Below are 18,934 nucleotides of genomic sequence, written 5' to 3' on the forward strand. Positions count from 1 at the left end.
ATTGATGATTTTTACATAGTCACAAACTTTTATTTCTAATTCATTTTGATTAGGCCAGCCAACTTTTAATTATAGCTCGCTACTAGCTAAGGACATCGGTGTGAATACCACAAATTTGACGACATTCGTCACGGTTATGCAAACAGGCAGCATTTCAGGTGCCGCAGAAAAGCTGTTTATCACTCAGCCTGCGGTCAGTAAACGTATTAAGAACTTAGAAGACGAATTTAACATCACCCTATTTGATACAGTCGGACGCGGTATTGTACCGACGCAAGCGGCCAGTGAGATGTTGCCTCATGCCAAACGCTGGCTTGAAGATTATGAAAACTTTAAAATCAATCTCCAGCATTCGCAGCATATTGTCTCGGGCAAACTCGTTATCGGCACCAGCCACCATATTGGCTTGCACCATCTAGCCCCTGTGCTCAAGCATTTTATCCAAGCCTATCCTGCCGTGCAGTTAGAAGTGCATTTTGTCGATTCAGAAACGGCTCATAAAGCCGTGCTCGATGGCGATTTGTCACTCGCATTTTTAACCTTGCCGCCCGTCTATGATAAACGCTTAACCTATCATACCTTGTGGTCAGATCCTCTTTACTTTATGACCGGCACGTTATCACCTTTGGCGACCAAGTCCAATGTGACGCTCGAGCAATTGGCGCGCTACCCTGCTATCTTACCGTCTGCCAATACCTTTACTAGCCAGATTACCTTAGCGGAATTTGCCAAACACAATCTAAAACCTTATGCCACTATGAGCACTAATCCTTTAGAATCAATCCGCATGCTGGTTTCTGTCGGACTTGGTTGGTCAGTATTGCCGCAAACTATGGTCAGTCAGGATTTGGAACGTATCGATATGGCCGATAATATCGAATTACAGCGTTATTTGGGCGTGGTCATTAATCCAAAACTCACCCAATCTAGTAGCGTAACGGCTTTACTAGATTTGCTTGCGCCAATTGACTAAAGCTTTGGCAAGCGATTATATATTATTCGCTAATCAAGATATTTATTTGATAAATAGGCGCGTTCGCATTTGTGTGACTCATACGTTATAATACGTCTGACGTTGTTTAGATAACATAATTTTACCTAAAACTCACTGATAATCATATATTGAAGACTTCTAGTAATATATGATAGTAAGCAGTAGGTTTGATGGTTTTAAATGATTGGTTATATAAGCGGCTGATGTTTATAAATGATGATTTGATGCGAGCGAGTGAGAAGATAAGATTGCGTTACAAGTTTGCCGTTTGCATTTCATCACAACTTTGTAGGTATCAACCCATAACCACACCAATCATATAAAACTAACAGCAGATTTTGAATAAAAGCCATTATGTCCTACTTAATGGCTTTTTTCGTCTTTAGATTTTTTATCTTGAAATACGTTGAGATAGGGTTTTTAAGCAGCGTCTTATAAGACTCAATTTTTCTCGTTAAAAATAATGACAGCTAACTATGTTGGTTAAGGACAGTTTATATGAACGGAGTTTCTAGTGGCGTGCTGATATCACTTGGCGCCTATTTCTTAGTGATGATTGGGATTGGCGTGTATGCTTATTTTAAGCAAGCCAATGATACTGAAGGCTATATGCTGGGTGGACGTAGCCTAGGTCCTGCAGTCACCGCCTTATCAGCAGGTGCATCGGATATGTCGGGTTGGTTGCTCCTTGGGTTGCCCGGTGCGATGTACGCTGACGGTGTGGTCAGCGCTTGGATTGCCATTGGTTTGACCTTGGGTGCTTTTTTAAACTATATCATCGTGGCACCGCGTCTTCGCGTTTATACCGAAGTCGCTGACAACGCCATCACTTTACCTGATTATTTCGCTAACCGCTTTGAGGACAAATCACATTTACTGCGGGTTATCTCAGCCGTGGTTATTATCTTATTCTTTACCGTCTATACCGCCGCAAGCTTGGTCGGTGGCGGTAAGCTCTTTGAAAGCTCGCTCAACCTTTCTTACAGTACAGGTCTGTGGGTGACCGCTGGCGTCGTCGTCGCTTACACGCTATTTGGTGGTTTCCTAGCCGTATCAATGACCGACTTTGTGCAAGGTATTATCATGCTCTTTGCCATGGTGATTGTCCCTATCGTTGCTTTGACTGACCTTGGTGGCGTAAGCGCAACGACCAATGCTATCAGAGCCATCGATCCAAGCATGCTCGATATCACGAGTGGCATGACAGCTTTAGGTATTATCTCCTTACTCGCTTGGGGCCTTGGTTATTTTGGTCAGCCGCATATTATCGTACGTTTTATGGCGATTCGTTCAGTGAAAGATGTGCCAACAGCACGTAATATCGGTATGAGCTGGATGATTATCAGCCTGATCGGTGCTTGTGTTACGGGTATCGCGGGCCGCGCCTATGTGCAAAAAACGGCGATGACGCTAGATGACCCTGAAACCATCTTTTTGGTATTCACGCAATTTTTGTTCCACCCACTTGTTTCAGGTTTCTTATTAGCGGCCATTTTAGCCGCAATTATGAGTACCATATCATCACAACTACTCGTGGTATCAAGCTCATTGACCAAAGACGTATATAAGCTTTTCTTTGATAGAGACGCTCCAGAAGCGCGTCAAGTATTGGTCGGACGTATCTCAGTTATTGTGGTGGCCGTTGTCGCTATTTTGCTGGCGTCTAATCCAGAAAGCTCGGTATTGAACTTAGTTTCTAATGCTTGGGCAGGGTTTGGTGCGGCATTTGGACCTTTGGTTATTTTCAGTCTGACATGGCGCGGCATGAACCGCAATGGCGCGGTCGCCGGTATGGTGGTTGGGGCATTGACCGTTATCCTGTGGGTCTATGGCCCGTTCGAGATGAATGGAGTGGCACTAAACAGTTGGTTATACGCTATCGTTCCAGGGTTTATATTAAGTACTATCGCTATCTTTGCTGTCAGTATCATGACTGGTGGTCCAAGACCATCAGTATCTGCGAAGTATAAAGAGATGGAAATGAACCTTAATAAATAAGTATTTTTTATCCATTATTGTATGATGGAAAAACCTCGCTATAATTAGCGAGGTTTTTTAGTATCAACGTTTTATATGTATTTTATTAAAAAGTCTTTGTTAGTAGTACCGTTGCTGATTTTTCATCACGATCATCATAATAAGCAAAGTTACTAGAGGTGGTCTCATAATCAAATACCAGTCTTGGTGTTAAGCCAAGTACGGTAAAATCGCGCTTCCATACTTGCAGACCTAGCGAGGTGGTTTTGTCTTTTCTTCTTGAGCCAGGCTCTCCGCCTACTGCATTATAATAGCCTTTCCAAGCACCACTACCTGCTGGATAGGCATCAGCAGGATCCCCGTACTTTTTGATGCCGTAACCTACTGACGCGAGTGTTGAGATACCGCGTTTCCACTCACGCCCCCAGCCACCATTAATTGAGTTACGGTCGTAACTGATAATGCTTGATTTAGGCACATCATTTTGATAATTACCTAAACCGCCATAAAAGTATTCTTTTGCGTCTTTAATATAAAACGCATTTAGGCCAAGAAATCGACCATCTGTTTCACGGTTCTTATTGTCATCGTCTTCAAAGGTTTCATTGGATAAGATACCTGTTGCAGATAGCTTGAGCTTAGGTTTTACCCAGCGCGAGCCACTCACGGTCATGCCTTTACGCAAGCTGTAGGCTTCTTCATCATAATAACGTTTGGTCACAAATGGTGTCAGTGAGACATCATTTTTGGCGTCATCATAACCGACGCCAGCGGAAGCGGTAAATAGATAATCGTTATAATCAGTCTCATCCCAATACCCTTTTAAGGAGGCATTGCCGCCTACAGTCGCATAAAAGTTTTCTGGTAAATTAAAGCGCTTATTTGCGCTACCAGATACTTGAATACCGTTGGCTGACTTTTGCTCTATCGAGCGTCCTAAGTTAGATTGGATAGATTTAGAGGGTGCATCATTAATATTACTATCTCTCACATAGCTGGCAGAGGCATTAAACTGCCATTTCTCTGAACTATTAATTTGAGCTAACGAGTTTTGAACTCTCGCCATGACAGGGGCTGGTAAATCAACCGACTGAAGTTTTAGAAATTGCTCTTTTGCAGCGGCATACTGCTTATCTGCTTGCATGGCAATTGCCATATTTAAACGTACGGGATGGAAATCTGGATCTGCTGCTAACATCTCACGATAGATTTCAATGGCTTGTTTGTTTTTAGCTTCACTGCGATATATTAAGGCGTCAGCAAACTTAATGAGCATAGGATCATTGGTTTCCAACGCTTTATAGTGCGGCAATATCTGTTTAACTGTCACCATATCTTGCGCAGCTAAAGCATCATTTAAGAACTTGCTAAACGCGGCTGGATTGGCTTTTAAAGCTTCTAAATTATAAGCAGTAGCGGTAGCGAGTTGCTGACGACTTCTAATAGCACGTTGTGCTTCTGTGTCAGTGACAGTGGTTGAAGGAGCCGTAGGGTCTGCCACGGAAGTTTGACTCTCGCGCCTTAAAAGTTCATCAGCTTGGTTAAGCTCAGGCTCTATCTCTGGTAAATCCTCTGGCGCAGCCATTGATGGGAGAGAAAATGCCATCATCGATAGCAAAACAGAAGCAGCGAGAGGGTTGCGCATATATTGATTATTCATGGGTATCCTTACCTCAGTACGATTACTAATTTTCTAAACATTTTTCCAACTTTGATTATCCTAAGGGATTTTAAACGTTTAAGCGAGAAAAAAAGCGCCCTAGGACGCTTTTTTGTTTGTTTTATACAGTCATATTACTTTATTGCTTTTCGGCACCAAAGGTTCCTTGGAAAGTTGTACCAGTTCCTGGCGTAGTTCCAGTTCCAGGTACGCTACCAGGTTGTGCTTCTTGGTAAATACCACCTAAGAACTTAGCATCTTCACCATAGAAACCACCTGAGGTTGCAATATTATCTTTACTACCAGCAAAAGTATTTCCACTGATATCAGCACTAATACCAATATTTTTATTAATATCAGCAAACTTTAATGTCCCTGTTAATGAATCGTTCACAAAATCAACATTAAAATCAGATGTACCATTAACCACTGGAGTATTTAGCGCGCCTGAACCTAAATGTAGATTGTCCATATAGGTTGCAACACCCGCGTACTGAACTTTACCTTCTGTAGGCATGTTCTCAGTTGCTTCACCCATGACGTAAACATTGGTATAGCGTGATTTTACTCCACCAAATGACCCTTCTTTACGCATGTCACCATACACATGACCGATTTGCATTTGCGAGTCGAAGTTCTTATAAACAGACTGGTAATCGTATTTTAAATCAATCTTACCAAGAATAGATTCAACTTTACCAAAGGTCGCTGTACTCGTATCTTTAGATTTTTTGAAACCATCATCGAGTGATATATCATCAGATTTTACCAGTGTCAGTTTCGACGCTTGTCCGAACTTACCTGGTTTAGTGATATCTAGACGACCAACAAGTTGGTTGTAATTCGGTAGATTATCTGTATTAGTATCAACAATCATTACTGGATTGGTATCTTCACCAGAACCTGTGGTGGTATTGAATGTATCGTTATCCCTTACAAATTGACGATAACCAATAGCATTTTCTGTTCCAGTTCCCGCTACACTGCTGATGGTGTTACTCATAACACCTGTTATGGCTTTAGGTGTTGGCGTTGGTTCAGAACTAGAACCTGCTTTAGTGGCACCATAAGTTCCTTTACCATCAGCAACTTGATATACACCGCCTAATAGCTTGGCATCTTCACCATAGAAACCACCTTTAGTATCAACACCATTCCAACTGCCTGCAAAGGTATTGCCGCTGATTTCGGCTTTAATCTTTTTCTCGCTAACATTAGAACCATCAAATGATAACGTGCCATCTAATTGGCTATCAACGAAGTCAACTTTAAAATCCGAAGTCCCTATGATTGGGTCATGACCAATAATTTCCTCTTTACTATTACCGATGTAGCTAGCCACACCTTTATAGTTCACTTTACCATCATTGATTTTGTTATCAATGTTGTATTGTGAGAGAGTCTTCATGTACTGCATATCGTCGATATTTGTACTGTTACCCTGTACATATACGTTCGATAACTTAGATAGTTGGATTACATTGGCTAGGCCTTTAAGGTCTCCATATACATGACCAATCTGCATCTGCTCATCAAAGTTCTTATAAGTTGACGTATAATTTAATTTATTATTAAGTATACCGCCAATTTGCTTAAGTTCACTCTTTTTGAAACCATCTTCATAGTCTTGGTCAGATGCATTTCTCAGTTCCACGTTCACAGAGTTCTTAAAATATTTTGAGCCGGTCTGGTTCAAAAGCGCAGTGTAAGTATCATAGCTATTAGAAGTATTTTCACTTATGCTTGAGTTATTACTATCTGCAATACTATTTTGGAAACCAGTGACTGTTGCATTTACTGGTGCTTTTGGATTGGTTGGAGCTGGCGGTAGCTGCTGCGCGGCTTCAAGAGCATCTTCTGCTGCTTTTGCTCTAGCCTCAGCATCTAATTTCGCCGTTTCAGCCTCATCAGCGCGTTTTTTAGCCTCTGCCGCCTGCGCTTTAGCATCAGCCACTTGTTGATTGGCTTCTGTTACTTTCTTGTCGGCTTCCGCTTTAGCGTCACCAACGGCTTTGTCGGCCGCCGCTTTGGCTTTTAGGGCAGCATCTTCTGCAGCAGCTTGGGCTTGTTCAGCAGCAAGGCGTGCGGTCTCTGCGGTGGCAGCCGCTGCTAGAGCAGCCGCTTCGGCGGCTTCTGCCGCTTCCGCTCTTGCTAAGGCGGCAGCAAGACCACCGTCTCCGGTACCGGCATTGGCCAAGGCTTCTTCTGCTTTTGCTAAGGCTTCTTGGGCTTTAACGGCATCCGCTTGGGCTTTGTCAGCAGCCGCTTTGGCAGCAGCGGCTTGAGCGTTGGCGCTGTCTTTGTCAGCATTGGCTTTGGCCGCCTCTGCTTGTGCTTTGGCAGCGGCTTGCTCTGCGGCGGTTTGTTTGTCGCTCTTCGCGCCATAGGTACCTTGGGCATCATTACCAGCGTAAACCCCGCCTAGGTACTGGGCATCACCGCCGAAGAATTCACCTTCAGTGAGATAGCCGCCGTTATCGTCTGCACTACCTGAGAATTTGTTGCCGTTGATACCGGCGGTGAGACCAATCTTACCGGCTTTATCAAAGCTAAGATCACCTTTTACGTTTTTAGCAACGAAGTCGGCCGTAAAGACGGAGGTGCCAAACTCGATGGCATTGCCAATGCCAAGCTTGCGATAGGTGGCATCCCCTGTGTAACCAACCTTACCTTCTGTTGGCATGTTGGCCGCTTGGGTGGCATTACCGACGACAGCAGCACCGTTAACGGGTAGCTCAAGACCACTAAAGGTCGCGGTACCATCAATATGGCCGATGCGCATGTCATCGCCAAAGTCTTTATAGGTTGAGGTATAAGCCAGTGGTAGTTCTTGACCGAGTGCCGCAACAATGGTGTTGTCTTTATGGGCTTTAAAGCCGTTTGAGTCTGCAACAGCTGTGTCGCTATCACCTGAGGTGGTGATGGTGAGTGCGCCTAGTAGGCCTGGTGTGCCGTCTGGGTTTTGAGAGGCAATGTCTGCGCGGGCAACGACGCTGTTGTCATCTGCGCTAAAGTCACGGGTGGTGGCGTTATAGACTTTGTTTAAGGGAACCACATTAACATTGAGTGTCTGAACGCCAGACTTAGCGGCTTCAGGTGCGTTTTTGATTTGAGAGGCAGCTAAGGCAGCTTCGGCGGCCTGTTGGGCAGCTTGGGCAGCAGTGACTTGGGCCTCGGCTGCGGCTTGCGCTGCGGCTTGTGCTTGCTGTGCTTCTGTGGCTTTAGCGTTCGCTGCATCAAGGGCAGCTTGGCGACGATCCACTTCTGCTTGTAGGGCTTCGGTGTTGCCACCGCCATTTGCTAAGGCGGCATCTAGTGCTTCTTGGGCGGCAGCCAGTTCTTCTTGGGCAGTCGCAAGCTCACTTTTGGCTTTATCCGCTTCTTTTTGTGCAGCGGTGGCCTTGGCTTTTTCATCTGCAGCCAACTTATTAGCAGCATCTGCGTCTGACTGAGCTTGCAAAGCATCTTGCTCAGCAGCTTCAGCTCTTGCAATCGCCTCATCTCGTGCAGTTTCAGCTTTAGCCTTAGCTACTAACGCTTCATCTTTAGCCTTGTCGGATTCAACTTTGGCTGCCAACGCTTCATCTTTGGCTTTCTCTGCAGCCGCTTTGGCTACTTCAGCTTTTTCTTTAGCTGCTTTTTGTTCAGCAGCATCGCCTCTGGCTTTGTCTGCAGCTACTTGCGCTGCAGTGGCTGCATTTTCTGCAGCCGCTTGAGCTAACAATGCAGCCTCTTCAGCAGCTTTTGCAGTCTCTGCGGCGGCTTCTGCTGCCGCTTGAGCGGCTTCTGCGGCGGCGGCCTGCGCTAATGCTGCAGCCAGTTGATCTTCGCCATTACCAGCATTAGCCAAGTTCTCTTCTGCTTTTACCAAGGCTTCTTGAGCTTTAATGGCATCCGCTTGGGCTTTGTCAGCAGCCGCTTTGGCAGCAGCGGCTTGAGCGTTGGCGCTGTCTTTGTCAGCATTGGCTTTGGCCGCCTCTGCTTGTGCTTTGGCAGCGGCTTGCTCTGCGGCGGTTTGTTTGTCGCTCTTCGCGCCATAGGTACCTTGGGCATCATTACCAGCGTAAACCCCGCCTAGGTATTGAGCGTCGCCACCAAAGAAGCCACCTTCGGTGCTGTAACCGGCATTGTCAGCGGCCGATCCTGAGAATTGGTTGCCATTAATACCGGCGGTTAAACCAATCTTACCGGCGTTGGCAAAGCTTAAGTCGCCTTTTACGTTTTTAGCAACAAAGTCGGCGGTGAATACAGATTTGCCAAACTCGATGTCATTACCAATGCCAAGCTTGCGGTAAGTGGCGTCCCCTGTGTAACCTACGGTGCCCTCTTTCGGCATGTTAGCCGCTTGGGTGGCATTACCGATGACGGCGACACCATTGACGGGTAAGGTTTTGTTCAATAGAGCAACTTCAGCAGAGCCGTCAATGTGGCCGATGCGCATGTCATCGCCAAAGTCTTTATAGGTTGAGGTGTAGGTTAAAGGCAGTGTTTGACCAATGGCGGCAACCACGATGTTGGTGTTATCTTCATGGGCTTTAAAGCCATTAGCCACTTCAGTGTCCCCTTCACCTGAGAGGGTGATTGGAACCAGTGGTAGTAAGCCTGCTGTACCATCTGGGTTCTGTGAGGCAATATCAGCACGAGCATCCACGGCAGAGCCGTCTTCATTGACGGTAAAGTCGCGGGTGGTGGTGTTAAACAATCCAAGTGAGCCGGCGTTAATGTTTAAGGATTGAACTCCCGATTTCTTCGCTTCAGGGGCGTTCTTAATCTGCGAGGCTGCTAAGGCGTCTTTGGCGGCTTGCGCGGCTTGGTTGGCGGCTGCTATTTGAGCTTCTGCGGCAGCTGTCGCGGCAGCTTGTGCTTGCTCGGCGGCGCTAATTTGGGCGTTAGCTGCATCAAGGGCCGCTTTGCGACGATCTACTTCGGCTTGTAAGGCGGCGGTGTTGCCATTGCCTGATGCTAGAGCGTCTGCCAATGCTTTTTCGGCGGCAGCTAACTGATCTTGTGCGGTGAGTAATTCATCTTTGGCTTTGTCTGCTTCTGCTTGGGCAGTGGCCGCTTTTTGTTTCTCAAGCTCGGCTTGTTTATTAGCTTTGACTGCATCTGACTGAGCTTGTAATGCATCTTGCTCTGCTTTATGCTTTGCTTGCAATGCTTCGGCGGCTTTTTCGGCTTCTAGTCTAGCAGCAGCCTCAGCTGTTTCTACCCGTATTTGAGCAGCAGCGGCATCTTTAACGGCCTTATCAGCGCGCGCCTTAGCATCTGCGGCTTCTTTTTGTGCAGCCGTAATTTCTTTTTCTGAGGCAGTTTTGACCGCTTCAAGTTTAGCTGCGGCTTCTTTAGCAGCAGCTGCTGCTGCATCTGCAGCTGCCTTCGCTGCCGCTTTTGCCGCTACAATTGCTTGTGCTTCTGCAGTTTTAATCGCTTCTTTTGCCGCTGCTGCTTCTTTTTTAGCGACAGCAAGTTGACTGGCTGACGCCTCTTTTAGAGCTGCAATCTTTTTATCAGCCTCTTCCTTTGCGGTCGCAACGGCTTTAATGGCGGCGGCGGCCTTTTCTTCTGCTATTTTAACTTTGTCCTGAGCTTTTTTAGTCTCACCTTCAGCTGCTTTCGTTTTAGCTTCGGCTGCTTTCTTTTCTGACTCAGCTTTTGCAGCTTTGGCTTCGGCTGCTTCCTTTGCTGCTACTTCAGCTTTCAGTGACTCCGCTATTTCATTGGCGCGAGCTTCAGCAGCCTTTACCTTTTCTTCAGCGGTTTTCACCTTTGCTACGGCATCCTTAGCCGCTTCTTCTTTCGCCGCTTTAATTTTGCCTTCAGCTTCTTTTGCGGCTGCTTCAATTTTTGCTACCGCTTCCACTCTTGCAGCTTCTGCAGCAGCTTTTGCCTGTAACGCCTCTGCTCTTGCTGCATCAATTGCTGTCTTTGATGCCGCTGCTGCCTTTTCTGATTCTTGTCCAAATTTTAATTCTGCCGCTTTAAGCGCCTCTTCTGCTGCCTTAGTTTTTGCTTCTGCTACTTTAAGGGCTTCTTCTGCTGCTTTGGTTTTAGCCTCAGCCGCTTTAATAGCTTTTTCAGACTCAGTTATATTACCCGCTCCACCTCCCGTATCAGTACCCGGCAACACAGGTGTTGGTTTCGGTGTGATATTACCATCTCCATCACTAGTCGCACATGACGCTACAATAATAGCACTTAAGAGAACTACACTGGCTTTGAGTGGTGTATTTAGTTTTTTTGCTGTTTTTGCAGCTGATATTGAATGACAGTTAGGCGACATTCGTCTTCCTCCATGAAGAGTTTATGATATTCCGTTACATTGTTAACAAGAAGCAACTTTAATCTGGTTGCATGCATACATAAACAAATCCTATAAATAAAGTCAAACAGTACTAATGAAATATTGTTTATTGAAATATTTAGTTACTAATTAATTCTAATTGGAAAATATATACACTTATATAGAGAGGAACTGTATCAATATATGCATGAAGGAATATAGAGCACTTCTATCTATACGTGGTCATCAGAATAAAAATAACTATAGTCCTCGTTGATATCTCTTTTCATTCGTTGTATTTTTTAGGAAAATTACGACAAATATCGTTTATATGAAGCAAAATAAGTACTTTCTGGGCTCTTATAATGGAATTTAGATTATTTTAGAGAAATTAAGAATGATTAGAAATTATAATAACCTCTCATCAATAAAATATTGATGAGGAAATTTTTGAGAATATGAGTATTTTTCGTTATGGAAATTTTGATATTTATTGATTTTTTTAAAATAGATAAATAAAATTCTTCTAGATTCTTTCTAGATATCATTTAATATAATGGAATTAAGTTTAGTATCTATTCATACCTATTTATGAATTCAAGTTATATATTTATCTCTCTATAGATTTTTGTTTAACTAATTTCTTCTTCCTTTTTTTCTTGATTGATTTTTTATTATGTTTTATTGAAATTTTATAGACACAGAATGCTATACAACAAAAAAGCGCCCGAAGGCGCTTTTTTTATTCTGAACTAATAGGCTAATTTACTGCTTTTCGGCACCAAAGGTACCTTGGAATTTAGTGCCAGTCCCAGGACCAGCACCCTTACCACCGCTAGTGCCCTCTAAAGTTGATGCGTCTTGATAGATACCACCTAAGAACTGTGCATCCGGACCATAGAAACCACCTGCAGTATCTATACCATTCTGATTACCAGCAAAGGTATTGCCATCAATAGTCGCATTAATATCTATCTTACCGGCTGGGTTGTATTTAAAATCACCTTCAAAGCTTAGCTTACCTTCGACTGAATTATTGACAAAATCAACATCAAAGACTGAACTACCATCAACAGGCTTGAAAGCACCTGTATCACCTAAGTGGATATTCTCCATATAGGTTGCATTACCTTCGTATGTTACTTTACCTTCATTAACTCCTTTTAAGAAGTCAATGTCTGCTTGATTTGTTAAATGGCCTTGAACATACACGTTAGCGACACGTGATACATCTTTATTTAATAATGATGAATTTAACACACCGTAGACGTGACCAACCTGCATTTGCTCGCCAAAATTTTCATATACAGCGTTGTATTTAAAGTCAGGGTTTCCATCAATAAACCCTAAACCAGCATCGACCTTAACTGTTGCAGGCTCAGTAGTGATTAAGTTAACGGCAATAGGCGCTTTAACACTAGCAGGCTGCACCATGTCACCACGAACGACACCTTTATCAAAGCTTGTAAAGTTATCACCTTTACGATTATCTTTGGGGACTTCTGAACCATTCTTAGTTTCTGTCTCAGTGAAGTCTGATGCATCATCACGAATGGCTACATAGCCAATAGCATCTTCAAACTTTTTAAGATTTGAAGAGTTTGCTTCCAAACTACTCATAGCCGTAGACTGGAAACCTGTCATATTAGGATCAGCAGGCTTAATATCTGGATTGACAGGCGTTGGATCAACTGTTACCACTAAATCAGCTGCTGTTCCATCTTTCTCTGCACCAAAGGTACCTTGCGAACCGTTGCCTTCATAGATACCGCCGATAAAGTTGGCGTCTTTACCGTAGAAAGCACCATTAGTGTTGTAACCATTCTTCTCACCAGAGAATTCATTATCTTCTATGTCTTCCCCGCCAATATTAGCTGAAAGAATAATATCTTCTGTCTTATCGAACTTAAGCGTACCATCCACTTTTTTAGCAACAAAGTCAGCGGTGAACTCAGAACTACCGTATTTAACCGCATTATCTACACCAACTTTACGGTTGGTGGCATCACCAGCATATTCGAACTTACCATCTGTAGGTAGCGTTGCTGTTTTATTACCAACTACCGCAATGCCATCTACAGGAACTGTGATCGCACCACCACCAGCAGTAACTGCACCATCTATATGGGCAATACGCATCGCACCATCACCGAAATCTTTATAAGTTGCAGTATAAGCTAAATCACCTGCTGCCAATACATTGCCAGTACCTTTGTGAGCTTTAAAGCCATTTTCTGTTTCAGCATCATTATCGCCTGAAACTTTAATCGCTACAGGGACTAGAGGAAGACCTACAAGCGCTAAGTCAGCACGGGCATCGACATCTGATGTGCTACGAATAGCAAAGTCACGGGTCGTGGTTGTTTTAACACCTATCTCTTCGCTTAATGCAGTAGCGTCAACAGATAGATGTTGCACACCTGTTTGCTCAGCTTCAGCTGCAGATACCCACTTTGGCATACTGTCTAGCTGAGCTTGCAAATCTTGCACTTTCTTTTCGGCTGCCGCTGCTGCTACTGCCGCTGCTTTTTCTCTATCCTCTGCCGCTTTAAGTTTTTCTTTAGCATCTGCTACTTTTTCATTAGCTTCGATTTTAGCATCGCCAATGGCTTTATCTGCATCAGTCTTCGCTTTCAATGCATCTTTTTCGGCTTTAATTTTTTCATCTTGAGCTATCTTAACTTTGGCTGCTGCTGCTTCAACTTCTTTTTGCGCGTCATCTACCGCTTTTTGGATAGCAATCTGTGCATTTTTTTCAGCTTCTTTTAGTGCTGCTTCAGCTCGTTCCGCTCTGTCTAATGCCTCTTGCAGTGCTTTATCATCACCTGCATTACCTGCATTGTCAGCAGCAGCTTGTGCTCTTTCTGCATCTTTTTTGGCTTTTGTAGCCGCTGCTTGCGCATCAGCTAATGCTTTATTAGCTGCAGCAGCCTTATCCGCTGATTCATTGGCTACTTTATCAGCTTGAATTTGCTTGTCACTCTTCGCACCATAAGTGCCCTGAGCGCCATTGCCTTCGTAAACACCGCCTAGATATTGAGCATCACCACCGAAGAATCCACCTTCGGTATTATAACCAGCGTTATCTGCTGCTTTGCCCGAGAATTGGTTACCTGTGATACCAGCGGTTAGACCAATCTTACCGGCTTTAGCGAAGGTGAGATCGCCTTTGACGTTTTTAGCAACAAAGTCTGCGGTGAATACGGATGAACCGAACTCAATAGCATTACCAATACCAAGCTTGCGATAGGTTGCGTCACCGGTGTAGCCTACTTTACCTTCGGTTGGCATGCTGGCTGCTTGAGTTGCATTACCAATCACAGCTACACCATTTACTGGTAGCTGATTTGCACCCAAGGCTGCTGCACCATCGATGTGACCGATGCGTAGGTCATTGCCATAGTCTTTATATACTGAAATATAAGTCAGCGGTAAGACGCCAAGACCCGTTGTGATGTCTATGCGATCGTCGTGAGATTTAAAACCATTTTGTAAATCAGTGTCATCTTTGCCAGAGGTTGTAATATTAACAATTGGTAATAAATCACCTGAAGCGCTGTCGGCTCGGGCTTCAATACTGCTATCTGTCGATTTAAAATCGCGTGTAGTAACTGTAAAAGCACTTTCTATTCCAGCAGCTTTCGGATCGATATTTAATGATTGTACACCAGACTTAGCTGTTTCAGGAGCATTTTTAATCTCTGCTGCTGCTGCTGCATCTTGGGCAATTTTTTGGGCAGCTTGGGCAGCATTCTGTGCAGTTTCAGCGTCAGCTTGCGCCTCTTTTGCTAGCTTAGCTTTTTCATCAGCTATTTTTTGCAGTTCTTCTTTATTACCGCCTCCTCCACTTGCTAAAGCATCCTCTAAAGCATCCTCTGCTTCCTTTTTAGCCTTTTCAGCGGCAGCGATGGCAGCATCAGATTCTTTTTTAGCTTCAAGTGCAGCTTTTTCAGCAGCAACAAGTGCAGCTTCAGCTTTTTCTTTCGCTGCAACAGCGGCATCTGCTTCAGCTTTAGCTTTTTCGGCTTTTTCTTTTTCAGCTTTTAGTTGTGCATCAATCACACTTTGTGATGGACTAAAGATATCTTCAAGGTTATACGAAGGATCATCAGTCGTATTACAGGCTGCGAGAATCATTGATGTTAAAAGGACAGCGCTGGCTTTGAGCGGGGTTTTGAATTTTTTAGCTGTCGATACAGCTTCAATTGAATGACGGTTAGGTGACATTCGTCTTCCTCCATGGATGATTGATAGATATTCCTTTATCTACTACTGGTACAACTAGTATTTAGATAAGAGCTATAGATAACCAAATTTAGTTTACAAAGTCAATTTATAACAGCTGACAGCAGTTGATAAAAATGACGCAAACGTTCATTTGTGACATATTAAACAGTTTTATGAGCAACAACTCATTACCCAATATGATAGTAGTACTTAATAAGGCTTACCCAACTGAACAGTCAGATAAGCATTTTAAAAAATTTTTAATGAATACTATCTTACTGGCTTTGGTAAGACAGTTTCACACCAGCGATATAGCCATCATTGTCTTCCGCTTTACTAACGATACTGCCGTTAGGTAGCTGTCCCGTTGCATCACCAAATTTAAGGTATTTGCCGCCAACAGATACGGCCCATTCAGGAGTGACATTATATTTCACACCACCACCAATACTATAGAAGCCTTCAATGGTACCTAACGAGCTTACAGGATCGCCTGCCCCAGAATCATAGCCAACCACCACTGATCCAGCCAGCTTTTCGTTAAAACGTTTGGCTAAACCAACGTCCACTTTCCATTGATCTTTTTCGTAAGATAATAACGGAAGCCCTTCTGGCGCTGCAGCTTTAGAGTAGGCATTGTAAAGTGGTGGTACGATAGTAAAATCACTCCAAGGCACCCAGCGTACGTCCAACGTACCTAATAATTGATATTTTTCACTAAGACCCGTTTCAATATTTAGGTTCACTGATTCAGGCGTGGTTACAGTAGCAGTAGTCGTAGCGTACTCACCAATAGACTGCCCGAGCGCAGAATTTGGATCAATCCCAAGCTTCTCTAATGCTGCACCTTTTAAGGGTGAGCCTAATAAAGGAACTCTTTCTGCGATATCAGTCTTATGCTCAATTTCAGAGCGATAGGTTAAAGCAGCTTTTAATGCGATCTCAGGTTTGCTATAAGCAAGGCCAGCTACCCAGCCGTAGTCGGTATCGGCATTGACATTAGCGTCGTAGCCAGTCAGTGGGCCATAAGCTTGACCACGTAGATGCACATCTGCTTTTGCTTTCTGCATAACTGGGCCGCCATAGACCTGGAAGCCATTAGATTTAAAGCCAATTAAACCTGTCCACGTTTCCGTATGTACGCTCACGTTAGTATTTTTATTATAGTTTGGATCAAGCACTGAAGAGTTTATAACTTCATTAGGAACAGACGTTCCCGTTGATGAATCAGCAATGGTTTGCTTACCTGCTTTAGAGACAAAGGTATTATCACCTGAATACTCTACTTCTGCACCGAAAGGCTCATCATAGAACACACCTATGCTAACAATATCATTGACATCAGTCTTTACACCGTAGCGCATGAAGTTATAAGAGTCAGGTGTGGCGTTTCCAGTTGATACACCTTTTTCGTATGCCGCTTCAGTTGAAGTAATACCATTACGAATCTCTCCAGTTGGAGTAACGATAGCGCCGGCATTGTCATGAGCAGAAACTTTGGTATCGATATAAGCAAAATCAACTTCTGCATAGGTTCCGGGATTAAAAAAGCCTTTGATATCTTGACCAGAACGATCAAGACCAGCAGCTTGCGTCAATGATGCAGCCGACAGAGTAATAAGAGCGAGAGTAAGTTTAGAGATAGGGAATTTTTGAGACACTTGATATCCTCCATGAATATAATAACTGGCAAATAGCTTAATCATGACATGTCTTATATCAATAATTTCAGCTGATGCGATGCAATCCTTTGCCAAACGACTTTGAACCAAATTTCTGGAAATAACAAACGATTACTCGTTATTACTTCTCCTTCATATCTGACATTACAGCTATGTAAGATAACGTAATCGACTTAAGTATCATAATTAAAGTTGAGTCTTATAGCAACTACCTTTTTAAACTTTGATTGAACGTCGTAGATATTAACTAATATAAGCTAGAGAATCTCAATTTAGAGATTCTCTTATATATATGATAATAATAGGTTTTTATTAAACAATTCTTGTTAAATGTGAATATAGTAGAGGGGTATAATATTGCCATATCCAATATTTAAACGCAGAAAAAAGCAAAGCAGCCTCAAAGGTTGCTTTGCTTTTACAAACATTAATCTTATTAATTAAAGATAGAAAGTATAATTACTTACCTTGATAAGACAATTTCATACCAAGGATATAACCATCATTATCTTGGAAGTCACCAACCAATTTTTGAGTTGGCAGCTGACCTTTGGCATCACCGAACCATAAGTATTTACCGCCGGCTGATACCGCCCATTCAGGAGTCACGTTATATTTAGCACCAAGACCTACACTGTAGTAGCCATCGATAGGTCCGAGTGATGTTGTTGGATCACCAGCGCCGCTATCCCAACCAACGGTACCACTAACGGCCAATGCAGGAGCAACACGTTTAGCAAGACCTAGCTCTACTTGCCATTGATCATCACCGTATTCTACTAGTGCTAAACCATCGGGACCATAAGCAGGGTTATTCTTACTAACGGCATTGTATAATGGGGGTACGATTGAGAAATCACCCCAAGGTACCCAGCGCACTTTTGCCGTGGCTAGAGTTGTTGGGTTAATACCTGTTTGAAAATCAAAGTTAACTGATTTTGGCGTAGTAATTTCCATTTTATTTGTTTGAGTTGCAGCGGCTGGATTTCCTGCTAGTGTCCCAGCCAAAGGATAAGTTTCAGTTATATCCATACTATGATCAATTTCAGAACGATAGGTTAAAGCGGCTTTTAGAGCAATTTCTGGCTTGCTATATGACATGCCCGCAATCCAGCCGTAATCTTGATCAGGATTGATATTTGATGTATAGCCTGTAGCAGGACCATAAGCAAGCCCTCGCAGCCTTACTTCGGATTCTATACGTTGAGCGACTGGGCCGCCATAAACCTGAAACTCTTTATTAGAACCAAATTTTGCACCTAAAATAGCCGTAATATTGTTACTACGAACTTCAACCTTAGTGTTTTCACCTGCTGTATTATATTCTCCATTTACAATACCAACTGCTGGCGCTAATGCTGTTAATGCAGCTTGTTCTTGAGCTGTTAAAGTACCACCCTGTGCTATTTTTCCTTGGAGAGCGTTAACTGTACCTTGAGCTTGAGCAAAGCTTGTTATCCCTAGCGGAGAATTTGGACCTATAGCGCCTCCAGAAATTGCAGTGATCGTAGCTTCACGATTATCTCCCTCCTGAGCGACAAAGTTTCCTTTGGTATATTCTGCTGCTGCGCCAAAAGGTTCATCGTATAAAATACCAACACTAAACGTGTCATTAATATCGGTCTTTACACCATAACGGAAAAAATCATAGGACTCAGCGATATCACCAGTATCACTGCCTTCTACATAGGTATTACTGGTAGGAATAATGTTAGCACTATCTTTACCACTAACATCAGCATCGATATAAGTATAGACAGCTTCAGCATAAGTACCATCTTGTAGAAATGCTGTGACATCTTGACCAGAACGGTCAAGACCTGCTGCATTTGTAATGCTAGCAATTGAAAGAGTAGCTATCGCTACAGTAAGGGTTTTTAAATGAAAAGTAGCGCGCATTGTATGTCTCCAAACATCCTCGTTGTTTAATCGTTGTAATAATCAAAATTTAGCATTGTTACGCGAAATATAATGTTATGTAAACGATGTCCTGAAATGAATAGTAATGACTTTTCAATACTAAAACAACAATTAAAATGCTTTATTTCATACTAATGACTGTACAGTACAAATTATTACAAAAAGTTTAATAAACAATAGTTTACCTAATTATT

Annotated in this window: 7 protein-coding genes; 2 read left to right on the forward strand and 5 right to left on the reverse strand. The window is 43.2% G+C overall.

The genetic code is table 11. The features are described from left to right. Positions 1-100 precede the first annotated feature (100 nt). Together JMX70_RS09230 and putP are read left to right on the forward strand one after the other, a co-directional pair. On the forward strand, positions 101-973 hold the full coding sequence (locus JMX70_RS09230; protein ID WP_144296455.1) for a LysR family transcriptional regulator: 873 nt from the start codon (positions 101-103) through the stop codon (positions 971-973). A gap of 519 nt (positions 974-1,492) precedes the next feature. Then, positions 1,493-2,992: a sodium/proline symporter PutP gene (gene putP, locus JMX70_RS09235; protein ID WP_191692492.1), complete on the forward strand. Its 1,500-nt coding sequence runs from the start codon at positions 1,493-1,495 to the stop codon at positions 2,990-2,992. 85 nt (positions 2,993-3,077) lie between these two features. On the opposite strand, the gene JMX70_RS09240 is transcribed toward putP, so the two are convergent. The 5 genes from JMX70_RS09240 to JMX70_RS09260 form a co-directional block, all read right to left on the reverse strand. Further along, positions 3,078-4,631, reverse strand: coding sequence for a porin family protein (locus tag JMX70_RS09240; RefSeq protein WP_201591482.1), 1,554 nt, complete (start codon positions 4,629-4,631; stop codon positions 3,078-3,080). 139 nt (positions 4,632-4,770) lie between these two features. After that, positions 4,771-10,911: a transferrin-binding protein-like solute binding protein gene (locus tag JMX70_RS09245; protein ID WP_201591485.1), complete on the reverse strand. Its 6,141-nt coding sequence runs from the start codon at positions 10,909-10,911 to the stop codon at positions 4,771-4,773. A gap of 765 nt (positions 10,912-11,676) precedes the next feature. After that, the gene (locus JMX70_RS09250; RefSeq protein ID WP_201591488.1) at positions 11,677-15,138 is read right to left on the reverse strand and encodes a transferrin-binding protein-like solute binding protein; all 3,462 of its coding nucleotides are present in this window, start codon (positions 15,136-15,138) and stop codon (positions 11,677-11,679) included. A 275-nt stretch (positions 15,139-15,413) separates the two neighbouring features. Next, positions 15,414-16,799: a hypothetical protein gene (locus JMX70_RS09255; RefSeq protein ID WP_201591533.1), complete on the reverse strand. Its 1,386-nt coding sequence runs from the start codon at positions 16,797-16,799 to the stop codon at positions 15,414-15,416. Between the two features lie 480 nt (positions 16,800-17,279). Then, entirely contained in the window at positions 17,280-18,719 is a 1,440-nt protein-coding gene (locus tag JMX70_RS09260) for an outer membrane protein transport protein (protein WP_201591491.1), read from the reverse strand. Between the last annotated feature and the right edge of the window lie 215 nt (positions 18,720-18,934).

This window comes from Psychrobacter pulmonis, from assembly GCF_904846465.1.
GTDB lineage: Bacteria > Pseudomonadota > Gammaproteobacteria > Pseudomonadales > Moraxellaceae > Psychrobacter > Psychrobacter faecalis.

Bases quoted from the DNA above. Each gene is read 5' to 3' on its own strand.
- putP (WP_191692492.1), top strand. From the start codon at position 1,493: ATGAACGGAGTTTCTAGTGGCGTGCTGATATCACTTGGCGCCTATTTC.
- JMX70_RS09240 (WP_201591482.1), bottom strand. From the start codon at position 4,631: ATGAATAATCAATATATGCGCAACCCTCTCGCTGCTTCTGTTTTGCTA.
- JMX70_RS09245 (WP_201591485.1), bottom strand. From the start codon at position 10,911: ATGTCGCCTAACTGTCATTCAATATCAGCTGCAAAAACAGCAAAAAAA.
- JMX70_RS09250 (WP_201591488.1), bottom strand. From the start codon at position 15,138: ATGTCACCTAACCGTCATTCAATTGAAGCTGTATCGACAGCTAAAAAA.
- JMX70_RS09260 (WP_201591491.1), bottom strand. From the start codon at position 18,719: ATGCGCGCTACTTTTCATTTAAAAACCCTTACTGTAGCGATAGCTACT.